Genomic DNA, 9,414 nt, shown 5'->3' with positions numbered 1-9,414 from the left:
GTTTCACCCCCCGAGAACGGTGGGGCGACTTATGCCCCCCTCCGCTGGTGGCTCACCCTCTGGCGAGAGCAGAACCTCGCTCAGACGGCGTCGAGTGCCGCGGGGTCTGCGGTCCGGAACGATCGCACGAACAACAGCACCGCTGGCACCAGGATGAGCGGGATGACAAAGGCCCAGCGCAGGTGCCCTGCCGTCGCCGCGGCTCCGATGAGCCCGCCACCCAGGATCGCGCCGAGGTAATTGGCAATGTTCATCCGCGCAATCGCGACATCGAGTGCCGCTGCCGGCACCGCACCGGCAAGGGCCGCGAACGACAGCGGGGCGAGAATCGCGAGACCGAGGCCCACGACGAAGAACCCCACCACCGCCATCGCCGGCGCGGTCGCGGCCACCACGGTGCCCAACCCCACCATCCCCACGATCGTTCCCACCGCGACGACCCGCGGGGCCCCGACCCGGCGCACCAAGAAGTCGCCACCAAACCTCGACACCAGCGCGCCCACCTCGTACGCGCCGAAGGCGAATGGAGCGACCGTCGTGGTCGAGTCGAGAGCGTCCTCGAGGTAGACGCTGCTCCACGTCAGGACGCCGGTGTCCGCGGCATAGAACAGCAGGACGACCAGACCGAAGACCAGGATGGGCTGCCACGGCAGGTCGAGCCCCTTGGCCGAGAGCCCGACCTCATGCTCCCGGGCGCCGATGAAGTGTGGGGCCGACACCAGGACGACCAGCCAGGTGACAACTGCGACGATCACGAGTGAGACCGCGAGCGGAAGGTCGATCTTCGCGGCACCCGAGGCGTAGAGGGCTCCGACGATGCCGGCGACGGACCACACGCCGTGGAAGTTCGCCATCACGCTTCGCCCGTACGCCTGCTGGACCCGAACGCCCTGCATGTTCATCCCGGCATCGACCGCACCCACACCGAGGCCGTAGACGACGAAAGCGACGAGCAGCATCGGAAAGCTGGGGGCGACGCCCACGAGCAGGGCACCCAGACCGATCGTGAGCAGCGCGACCCGAAACGCGACAGCGCTCGTCCGACGTTCGGCGATCATCCCAGCGATGACGCTGCCGACCCCCGAGACCACCGCGACGAGCACCAGGATGCCGGTGAGGGCGCCGTCGCCGATGTCGAACTTGTCCTTGATCCGCGGTGTCTGCGTCACGATCGCCGCGAACACGAGCCCCTGCAGGAAGAATCCAGCGGCCACCGCCAAGCGCGCACGTCTGAGCTCGTTCGTCACTGCGTCATCGTAGGGTGCCGCAGGGCCGTGGTGTCCGGGTCAGCACATGACGCCAAGCGGGATTCCGGTGGGTCGACCAGACGAACCACTCTGGGCGGACCCGGCGATAGGGTCGGAGCGATGAAGACTTCCAGCGCACGCCTGGCCGGACTCGGCACGACCATCTTCGCCGAGATGAGCGCACTCGCGCTGCAAACCGGCTCGATCAACCTCGGCCAGGGATTCCCTGACACCGAGGGACCCACCGAGGTCGTCGACCGCGCGGTCGAGGCCCTGCGAGGCGGGCGAAACCAGTACACCCCCGGCACCGGGGTGCCCGAGCTGCGCGCCGCCATCGCCGCTCACCAGCGACGCTTCTACGGGCTCGTCGTCGACCCCGACACCGAGGTTGCTGTCACGACCGGGGCCACCGAGGCCATCGCCGGATCCGTCCTCGGGCTCGTCGATCCCGGCGACGAGGTCATCGTCCTCGAGCCCTACTACGACTCCTACGTCGCAGTGATCCAGATGGCCGGCGGCGTGCGTCGGCCGGTGACGCTGCGCGCGCCAGACTTCCGGCTGCCTGTTGATGAGCTTCGTGCCGCTGTCTCACCGCGCACCACCGCGATACTGCTCAACTCACCGCACAACCCGACAGGCACCGTGCTGCGCCGCGACGAGCTCGAGGCCATCGCTGCCGTGGCCATCGAGAACGATCTCGTCGTCATCAGCGACGAGGTGTACGAGCACCTGACCTTCGACGGCACATCCCACATCCCCATCACGACGCTCCCGGGCATGGCCGACCGGACCCTCACGATCTCCAGTGGGGGCAAGAGCTTCTCCTTCACGGGGTGGAAGGTGGGTTGGGCCACCGGTCCGGCACCACTCGTGCAGGCGATGGTGGGCGCCAAGCAGTTCCTCACCTACACCTCCGGCGCTCCGCTGCAGCCGGCCATCGCGCTCGCGCTGACGTCCGACGACCACTTCTTCGAGACCCTTCGCTCGCAGTTGCAGTCGCAGCGCGACCTGTTGTGCGACGGGCTGCGTGACCTGGGCTTCGACGTGTTCGTTCCCGAGGGCACCTACTTCGCGACGACGGACATTCGACCGCTCGGCTTCGATGACGGCCTGGCCTTCTGCCGCATGCTGCCCGAGCGAGTCGGTGTGGTCGCGATACCGCATCAGGCGTTCTACGACGATCTCGAGGCAGGTCGCCCGCTCGTGAGGTGGGCGTTCTGCAAAAGACCCGAGGTCATCGACGAAGCCCTCGAAAGGCTGTCGGTGCTCCGCTGAACTGCCGAGTCCGGCCGACGACGGACAGGGTGGATGTCACGAGGGTGGGCGTGAGCGATGGGTGGTGAAGACGTTGTCAGCAGCCGTGCTTGTCGTGGCCACCCAGGACAGCTGACGCTCCTCGAGTCAGGACACCTCCTGCAAGAAGTGAGCTGCCCTCGACGCATCGATCAGACGGCAGCAGGAGCCGTGCCCGGCTCGGTCGGCACATCTTCCTTCTTGGCATTCATGAGGAACAGCGCCACGAGCAGGGCCATCGACAGCAGAACCGCGCCCCAGAAGAACGCGACGTGGTAACCACGGACGAGTGCGAGGGTGGTGACCTGCTTGTCGGCGGCCGACCCGGTGAGGTTGCTTGCGAGGTAACCGGTCACGGCGCTGGCGTAGAGCGTGTTGAGCAGCGCTGTCCCGAGCGAGCCACCCACCTGCTGCGAGGTGTTGAGCAGGGCGCTCGCCACTCCTGCATCGTGTGAACCCACACCCAGCAGCGCCGTGCTCGACGCGGGGATGAACACGCAGGCCATGCCGATGCTCATGAGCAGCAGGGCCGGCAGGACGTGGGTCACGTAGGACGTCGTGGGCGTGATCTGCGTCAGCCACAACATGCCGAGCACAGCCAAAACGAGGCCCGGCACCATGATCGGCTTCGGGCCGAGACGTGGCAGCAGCTGGGCGACGACGCCCGCGGTGCCGATGATGCCGAGGCTGAACGGGAGGAAGGCGAACCCGGACTTCAACGGGCTGTAGCCGAGGGTGATCTGGAAGTAGAAGGTCAGGAACAGGAACATCGCGAAGAGCCCGGAGCCGATGAACAGGAACACCAGGTAGGACCCGCCCCGGTTGCGGTCGAGCGCAACTCGCAGGGGAAGGAGCGGATGCTCGGTGCGCCGCTCCCAGACCACGAAGGCCACGAGCAGGACAACAGCCACTGCCAGGAAGAACATCGTCGAGGGGGCGGTCCAGCCCAAAACCGCTGAGCCCTTGCCGGGGTTCTTCTGCTTGGCGGCCTCCGTGAAGCCGTACACGAGGGACACCAACCCGGCCGTCACCAGCACTGCGCCGGGGATGTCGTACTTGATGTTGCCCGTGGCTTTGCTCTCGTGCACGACACGTGAGGCGGCAAAAGCAGTGACCAGGGCGATGGGCACGTTGACCCCCAGGCACCAGCGCCACGAGGCGTACTCGGTGAGGACTCCTCCGACGATCAGCCCGATGGCTGCGCCACCGCCTGCGATGGCACCGAAGACACCGAATGCCGTGGCGCGTTCCTTGGGAAGCGTGAAGGTCACCGAGATGAGCGAGAGGGCTGCGGGTGCCATCAGCGCCGCGAACCCGCCTTGGAGCCCGCGGGCTGCGTAGAGCAGGCCTGCCGTGGAGGCGATGCCCCCGAGTGCCGACGCGGCAGCAAAGCCGAACAGTCCGATGATGAAGGTGCGCTTGCGACCGGTGAAGTCTGCGATGCGTCCGCCGAGCAGGAGCAGGCCACCAAAGGCGAGGGTGTAGGCCGTGACGACCCACTGACGATCGGCGTCGCTGATGCCGAGGTCGCGCTGCGCCGACGGGAGGGCGATGTTGACGATCGAAGCATCGAGCACGATCATCAGCTGCGCCACAGCGATGACGCCGAGAGCCAGCCAACGTTTGGGATCGGGTACATCGCGCTTGGCGGTGCCGTTGTCGTCGGTGCTCAAAGATTCGGACATCGCTGCTCCATCGGGATTGGTTCTTCGAGGGGATTCCACACTGTCGATGATCGAGACGAGGGGTGACAAAAGGCGCCCGATCACGCGCCCCATATTCTAAATCGCCTCTGGATTTGGCGCCTCTCGCACGCAATCTTCACTACATCTACGAGTGCTAGGGGCCCCAGAGGCCAAATCCTCGGGAGGGTCGATGGCGGTGTCGGACGATAGCGGCGATCATGGGTCGTGGTTCTCTCCGATCGCTGAAGGACGTGCGTGATGCTCAAGCTCGGTCGCCATCAGTTCGACGACGGCGCGACGCTCATCATGGCGATCGTCAACCGCACGCCCGACTCGTTCTACGACAAGGGCGCGACCTGGGCCCAGGATGCCGCCTTCGACCGTGTGCGCCAGGTCGTCGACGAAGGTGCCGAGATCGTCGACATCGGGGGGATCAAGGCCGCGCCGGGTGAGGCGATCGACATTGCCGAGGAGATGCGCCGCGTCGTCGGATTCGTCGCGGACGTCCGGTCAGAGTTTCCCGACCTCGTGATCAGCGTCGACACGTGGCGCGCGGAGGTCGGGCGAGAGGTGTGCAAGGCCGGAGCCGACCTTCTCAACGACGCCTGGGGCGGTCACGATCCGGGTCTGGCCGAGGTCGCCGCGGAGTACGACGTCGCCCTGGTCTGCACCCACACGGGTGGCGTGACCCCGCGGACGCGACCTCACCGGGTCAGCTACGACGACGTCGTCCGCGATGCGATCGAGACGACGGTCGGTCTCGCAGAACGCGCCGTGTCACTGGGGGTGAACCCGCGAAGTGCCCTGATCGATCCCGCACACGACTTCGGCAAGAACACCTGGCACTCCCTCGAGCTGACCCGCCGGCTCGACGAGATGACGGCCACGGGTTGGCCAGTCCTGGTCTCGCTGTCCAACAAGGATTTCGTCGGTGAGACGCTCGAGCTGCCCGTGGGTGAGCGCCTGCTCGGCACCCTCGCCGCCACCGCGATCTGCGCCTGGCACGGAGCCTCGGTCTACCGCGTGCACCAGGTCGTCGAGACGCGCCAGGTGCTCGACATGGTCGCCAGCATTCGTGGGACACGCGCGCCGGCGCGCACGACTCGAGGTCTGGCGTGACCCAGGAGTGGTTCGAGCGCCACACCCACCATTGGCGCGACTGGGAGCTTTCAGCACTTCTGGACGCGAAGCGACGCACCGGTCAGCAGGTCAGCCTGGTCGTGCCGGCACGTAACGAGGCCGCCACCGTCGGCGACATCATCGGACGCGTGCGCGAGACGCTCATGGACAGCGCTGCCCTGCTAGACGAGATCGTCGTCATCGACTCAGACTCCAACGACGACACCTTCGCGGTCGCCACGAGCGCGGGCGCCACCGTCCATCGCGCGGCTGACATCCGACCCGATCTCGGCTGGATCTCGGGCAAGGGTGAAGCCATGTGGAAGTCCATGTTCGTGACGCGCGGCGACATCCTGGTCTTCATGGACGCCGATCTTCTGGACTGGGACACCCACTTCGTCCCGGGGCTGCTGGGCCCATTGCTGTCCGGAGGCGACGTCAGCCTCGTGAAGGGCTTCTACGAACGCCCTTTCCTCGATGGCGACGGGGTGCAATCGTTCGACGGTGGCCGGGTCACCGAGCTCGTGGCGCGCCCGTTGACGGCGCTCATGTTCCCGCATCTGGCCGGCCTCGTACAACCACTGGCAGGCGAGTGGGCCATCAGGCGAAACCTCTTCGAGCGACTGTCCGTGCCCACCGGGTACGCCGTCGAGCTGGCATCGCTGATCGACACCGCAGAGCTGCTCGGGATGGACGCCATCGCGCAGGTCGACCTCGGCCGCCGAGCCCACCGTCACCAGTCACTGAGCGATCTGGGCGCGATGTCCACCCAGATCATGGCCGCTGCCCACCGTCGAGTCGGCGCCGCGAGGGCCGAGACGGTCGACCTGTGGCAGTACGCACTGGTCGACGGCACCATCACGCAGAAGCACAGGGAAGTCGGTGTCTCCGAGCGTCCTCCGGCAGGCCCGCTCCGTTCGACACCCTGATCAGACCAGCCCGGAGATTCCCTCGCGACGACGCAGTCGGTCCGCGTCGCACGCGTACGCGATCGGCTCGAGGAACGCGACCGACTCGCTGAACAGCTCTTCGGGCTCGACCTGCCCCCGCAGGAGCAGCGCCGTGCGAATCCAGCCGTTGTGCGTCACGACGTACGCATCCTGATCGCCAGACGTGTGCGTCATCAGCTCGAGGAGGAAGTCCGCCACCCGGGCAGCGAACACCTGCATCGTCTCGCCGCCAGGCGGCGCGAACCGTGGATTGACCGAGCTGCCGACGAACGAGTCGGGCCAGCGTGATTTGACCGTCGCATGGTCCAGACCCTCCAGCTCACCCATCGAGCGCTCCACCAGGCGTGCGTCTTGCGTGACGTGCTCGCCCGGGAAGAGCACGGACGCCGCCGTCAGTGCTCGTCGCAGGGGCGACGCGTAGATGACCCTCTGGCCACCGCACGGCACCCGAAATCGATCGGGATCCACCACCGGCTCGGCTGCCACGTCCAACCCGCCCATGAACATCCCGCGGGCGTTGTAGGCGGTGGGCGCGTGACGTACGAGGTAGAGGTGGCTGGACAATCGGGTCTCCTCGAGGAGTGTTGGTCAGGTGGGTCGGCGACCACCCCTCTGAACATCATGGCCTCGATGCGCCGCACACGACTGCTCGCCGGACTGATCCTGCTGTGCCGCGGACGCGCTGACTGTCGCCGACGTGTGTGATCGATGCTCCCCGTTACCGGACCGGGGTGTGTCAACACAACCTCAAATCCTCATCAAGCCGCACCAGACCCATCAAACCGCCGAGGCGCCACACATCATCACGTCTGCTGACAGACGAAGTGCCTTGCTCGGGACCGCCTTGTTCGGGACGGAACAGGGCCACGATGTTCGACGAGCGCAGGCGTCGCAACATGCGCGAACGCATCAACCTGCGAGCCCGCAAGGATCAGGGCAGAGACCTGGAACAGAGCCGCTTGTCAGAATCGAACTGACGACCTTTTCATTACGAGTGAAACGCTCTACCAACTGAGCTAAAGCGGCGGGGGCCCGCCGGGGATCGCCCGCCGGACCGAACCCCAACTCTACCGGGTGATCGTGCGGGTCTCGAATCGGCCTCGGACCCGTAGAGTCTGCCGGGTGACCGACGCAACGAAGGCCGAGCTGGAGGAGATCCGGGCGAGCATCGACAACATCGATGCCGTCCTGATCCACGCTCTCGCCGAACGCTTCAAGTACACCAAACGAGTCGGGAAGCTGAAGGCCGAGCACGACCTGCCGCCCGCCGACCCGGAGCGCGAAAGTCGCCAGATCGCGCGTCTGCGGGCCTTGGCGATCGAGGCCGACCTCGACCCTGCGTTCGCCGAGAAGTTCCTGACCTTCATCATCGACGAGGTCATCAGGCACCACGAGGCAATCCGCCGCTGACCCGTCCCATCCCGCACCCGCTGGTCCCGCCCCCGTCCCGCACCCGCTGGGAGTGACGCTGTTGATGCTCGGGGCGGCGTGTCGCCACAAGAACGTCACTGCCAGCGCGGGGGTGGGTTACTTGCAGGTCTGGTTGGCCTTCGGGACCTTGCCCTTGGTGAGAAAGGCGTCGACTGTCGAGGTGATGCACGCGTTGCCCGAGCCGTAGGCCGTGTGTCCGTCGCCATCGCGGGTGAGGAGCACCCCAGACGACAGCTGGTCGGCCAGAGACTTGGCCCACTCGTAGGGCGTCGCCGGGTCGCGGGTCGTGCCGATGACGAGGATCGGCGGCGCACCCTCGGCGCTGATCTTGGGCAGCGGGTTGGTCGGCTTGATGGGCCAGTCGGCGCACCCGAGCGCACCCCAGGCCAGAGACCGGCCGAAGACCGGCGAGACCTTTTCGAAGCGCGGAATGAGGGCCTCGGTCTGGGCCTGCGTGAGGCCGTCGGAGGTGTCGAGACAGTTGACCGCATAGATGACCTGGCCCAGGTTGCCCGCGTAGGTGCCATCGGGCTGCCGTTCGAAGTAGGCATCGGACAGCAGGAGCAACGTGCTGCCGTCACCCTTGAACGCGTCGGTGAGAGCCCGGGACAACAGGTTCCACGTCGACTTGTCGTACAAGGTGACGGCGATGCCGTAGAACGCCTGCCCCTCGGTGAGGCTGCGGTCGGCCGAAGCCTTCATGGGCTCGGCGTCGAGCTGCTTCATGAGGTCGGCGATCTTGCTGAGGCCTGCCCCCGCGTTGCTGCCCAGGGGGCACGACGACTTCTTGACGCAGGCCGCCGCGTAGGACGACAGAGCCCGCTGGAACCCGGTCGCCTGCCCGAGGCTGGAGTCGACGACGCCAAGCGCTGGGTCGACCGCCCCGTCGAGCACCATGCGCCCGACCTTCTTGGGGAAGAGCTGGGCATACACGGCGCCGAGCTGGGTGCCGTAGGACGCCCCGAACCAGTCGAGCTTGGAGCGGCCGAGCAACGCGCGTGTGACATCCATGTCCTTGGCCGCCTCGACGGTGGAGACGTGCGCGGCGAGCTCGCCGGAGTTCTTGCGGCACGCCTCGCCGAGGCTGGTGAGGCTCGACCGCAGCGCCGTGATCTCGGCGGGTGTGTCTGGGTCAGGATCGGTCTCGGTGAAAGTATCGAACGACGTGGCCGACAGGCACTCCAGCGGAGAGCTCTCGCCGACACCACGGGGGTCGACACCCACGACGTCGTAGGCGTCGCGCACGCCCTTGCCGAAGCTCGACTCCATGGACGTCGCATAGTCGACTGCCGAGCCTCCGGGGCCGCCGGGGTTGACGAACAGGCTGCGCTCGGCCGGGCCTCCTTCGGCTGGGTAGAGCCGGACGCGCAACCGGGTCGTGGCGCCGTCGGGCTTGGCGTAGTCGACCGGCACCTTGACCCACGTGCAGTGCGCCTTCTCGCAATCGGTCCAGGTGAGGGTCTGCTGGTAGAAGGAGCCGAGCCCCCCGGGCGCAGGTGCGGAGACGGGAGAGGGCTTCGACCACGAGTCGCGGGTGACGTAGGCGCTGACCACCACGACCCCCACGACGAAGGCGAGGAGCGTCGCGATCACGAGGCTCGTTCTGACACGGTTCACCGGCGGAATCCCATCATCATCCGTTCGAGTGCGAGCAACGGAGCAGCGTTGGCGGTCAGGGCCGACCGACAC

8 protein-coding genes and 1 tRNA gene are annotated in these 9,414 nt (G+C 66.9%); 4 read left to right on the top strand and 5 right to left on the bottom strand.

Annotated elements, in window-relative coordinates; translation table 11 throughout:
• Positions 1 to 80: 80 nt before the first annotated feature.
• A complete protein-coding gene (locus H7290_RS18585) occupies positions 81 to 1,247 on the bottom strand; it encodes an MFS transporter (RefSeq protein WP_290515507.1) in 1,167 nt (388 codons plus the stop codon).
• Between the two features lie 120 nt (positions 1,248 to 1,367).
• Between H7290_RS18585 and H7290_RS18580 the strand changes: the two genes are divergently transcribed.
• Positions 1,368 to 2,522 (top strand): pyridoxal phosphate-dependent aminotransferase, encoded by a 1,155-nt coding sequence (locus H7290_RS18580; RefSeq protein ID WP_290515506.1) that lies wholly within the window; start codon positions 1,368 to 1,370, stop codon positions 2,520 to 2,522.
• Positions 2,523 to 2,692: 170 nt separating this feature from the next.
• Here the strand turns inward: H7290_RS18580 and H7290_RS18575 are convergent, their stop codons facing one another.
• On the bottom strand, positions 2,693 to 4,225 hold the full coding sequence (locus H7290_RS18575) for an MFS transporter (protein WP_290515505.1): 1,533 nt from the start codon (positions 4,223 to 4,225) through the stop codon (positions 2,693 to 2,695).
• A gap of 258 nt (positions 4,226 to 4,483) precedes the next feature.
• On the opposite strand from H7290_RS18575, the gene folP reads away from it, so the two are divergent.
• Both folP and H7290_RS18565 read left to right on the top strand, forming a co-directional pair.
• Entirely contained in the window at positions 4,484 to 5,344 is an 861-nt protein-coding gene (gene folP / locus H7290_RS18570) for a dihydropteroate synthase (protein WP_290515504.1), read from the top strand.
• Entirely contained in the window at positions 5,341 to 6,273 is a 933-nt protein-coding gene (locus tag H7290_RS18565; RefSeq protein WP_290515503.1) for a glucosyl-3-phosphoglycerate synthase, read from the top strand. The genes folP and H7290_RS18565 overlap by 4 nt, the downstream gene beginning before the upstream one ends.
• Here the strand turns inward: H7290_RS18565 and H7290_RS18560 are convergent, their stop codons facing one another.
• Together H7290_RS18560 and H7290_RS18555 are read right to left on the bottom strand one after the other, a co-directional pair.
• The gene (locus tag H7290_RS18560) at positions 6,274 to 6,858 is read right to left on the bottom strand and encodes a histidine phosphatase family protein (protein WP_290515502.1); all 585 of its coding nucleotides are present in this window, start codon (positions 6,856 to 6,858) and stop codon (positions 6,274 to 6,276) included. It abuts the gene before it with no gap.
• 389 nt (positions 6,859 to 7,247) lie between these two features.
• Positions 7,248 to 7,320 (bottom strand) — tRNA-Thr (locus H7290_RS18555).
• Positions 7,321 to 7,416: 96 nt separating this feature from the next.
• On the opposite strand from H7290_RS18555, the gene H7290_RS18550 reads away from it, so the two are divergent.
• Positions 7,417 to 7,704, top strand: coding sequence for a chorismate mutase (locus H7290_RS18550; RefSeq protein ID WP_290515501.1), 288 nt, complete (start codon positions 7,417 to 7,419; stop codon positions 7,702 to 7,704).
• Positions 7,705 to 7,821: 117 nt separating this feature from the next.
• On the opposite strand, the gene H7290_RS18545 is transcribed toward H7290_RS18550, so the two are convergent.
• Positions 7,822 to 9,342 (bottom strand): alpha/beta hydrolase, encoded by a 1,521-nt coding sequence (locus H7290_RS18545; protein WP_290515500.1) that lies wholly within the window; start codon positions 9,340 to 9,342, stop codon positions 7,822 to 7,824.
• Positions 9,343 to 9,414: the final 72 nt, after the last annotated feature.

The organism is Aeromicrobium sp. (genome assembly GCF_014378035.1).
In the GTDB taxonomy this organism is placed as follows: domain Bacteria; phylum Actinomycetota; class Actinomycetes; order Propionibacteriales; family Nocardioidaceae; genus Aeromicrobium.
Note: the sequence above shows the minus strand (reverse complement) of the source record. Positions and strands in the feature narration are given on the sequence as shown.

Coding starts and splice junctions, on each gene's coding strand:
- H7290_RS18580 (WP_290515506.1), top strand. CDS start 1,368: ATGAAGACTTCCAGCGCACGCCTGGCCGGACTCGGCACGACCATCTTC.
- H7290_RS18575 (WP_290515505.1), bottom strand. CDS start 4,225: ATGTCCGAATCTTTGAGCACCGACGACAACGGCACCGCCAAGCGCGAT.
- folP (WP_290515504.1), top strand. CDS start 4,484: ATGCTCAAGCTCGGTCGCCATCAGTTCGACGACGGCGCGACGCTCATC.